This is a genomic window from Pararobbsia alpina (assembly GCF_902859895.1).
Taxonomy (GTDB): Bacteria; Pseudomonadota; Gammaproteobacteria; order Burkholderiales; family Burkholderiaceae; genus Pararobbsia; species Pararobbsia alpina.
The window spans coordinates 1-1,022 of record NZ_CADIKM010000173.1 but is presented as its reverse complement, the minus strand read 5'-3'; the positions used below and the strand labels follow the sequence as shown (position 1 = coordinate 1,022).

Here is a 1,022-nt window from a genome sequence, read left to right as displayed (position 1 = left end):
GTAGGGATCGTGGCCATTGAGCTTCGCGGACTGCACCAGGCTCATGATCGCGGCCGCGCGTTTGCCCGCTCGCAGCGAGCCGCTGAACAGCCAATTTTTTCTGCCGAGGGCCATTGCCCGTTCATTCTGCCCATATCGGGCAGGAAATCGAAGTCCAATATCGGTGGCATCCGCTGTTTCGGCACCGCGTCAAGGTTCGAGACGTCGAGCAGCGCGGCGGCGGTCGGGTCGTCCATATCGACGCTGGTGACGGTGCGGTCAAGGTTATTGCCGAGTGGATGCTTGATGCCGCCGCGTGCTCTGCTATGAGTCTCGGCGAGCCAAGGGTCAGCGTAACGGCCCTGAGCAATCTCTACCAACTTCTTATCAATATCCATTTGCGCGGAAACTCACCGGACGATTCCACCATCGTCCGGGAGAAGCGCAATGGACAAGCTACCAAACGTCGTTCCGGCAGGCCCGCAGTCGTTGCAGTCGATACCGCGTCAGATGAACATGACATTCGATTCGGTCGAGCTTCAGGGGATGAGCACGGCACAACGCTCGACCGTCATCAGACACCTGGCGAACCTGCTTGCGCAGGCCGCCGGCGTCGCGCTAAAAAAGGAGCGTGACGATGACGAACGATGAACGTTTGCCTGCGCTACTACTGAAGCGTAAGGCCGTGGTTTATGTCCGGCAATCGACGCAAACACAAGTCCAGATGAACGTTGAGAGCAAGCGCCGGCAGTACGACCTTGACAGGAAGCCAAGCGACGCGGATTCCGTGACATTGAAGTCATCGACGACGATCTCGGGCGCTCGGCGAGCGGTATGGTGGCTCGACCGGGCTTCGAGCGTCTGGTCGCGTTGCTGTGTGCCGGCGTGGTCGGAGCGGTACTGTGCGCGGACGCCTCACGTCTCGCTCGGAACGGGCGCGACTGGCATCATCTTCTGGAGCTCTGTGGTCTTGTCGAAGCGCGCGTCATCGACCTCGACGGTGTGTACGATCCGTGCCGGGCAAACGACCGCTTGCTGCTAGG

Annotated in this window: 3 protein-coding genes; 2 read left to right on the top strand and 1 reads right to left on the bottom strand. The window is 60.4% G+C overall.

Annotated elements, in window-relative coordinates:
• Positions 1-41 precede the first annotated feature (41 nt).
• Positions 42-377 (bottom strand): hypothetical protein, encoded by a 336-nt coding sequence (locus HV670_RS30120; RefSeq protein WP_175108557.1) that lies wholly within the window; start codon positions 375-377, stop codon positions 42-44.
• 49 nt (positions 378-426) lie between these two features.
• On the opposite strand from HV670_RS30120, the gene HV670_RS30115 reads away from it, so the two are divergent.
• Complete coding sequence (locus HV670_RS30115) at positions 427-630, top strand: hypothetical protein (protein ID WP_175108558.1); 204 nt, start codon at positions 427-429, stop codon at positions 628-630.
• A 141-nt stretch (positions 631-771) separates the two neighbouring features.
• Positions 772-1,022 (top strand): recombinase family protein (locus HV670_RS31785; protein ID WP_343054534.1); only part of this gene is annotated, 251 nt, incomplete at its 3' end.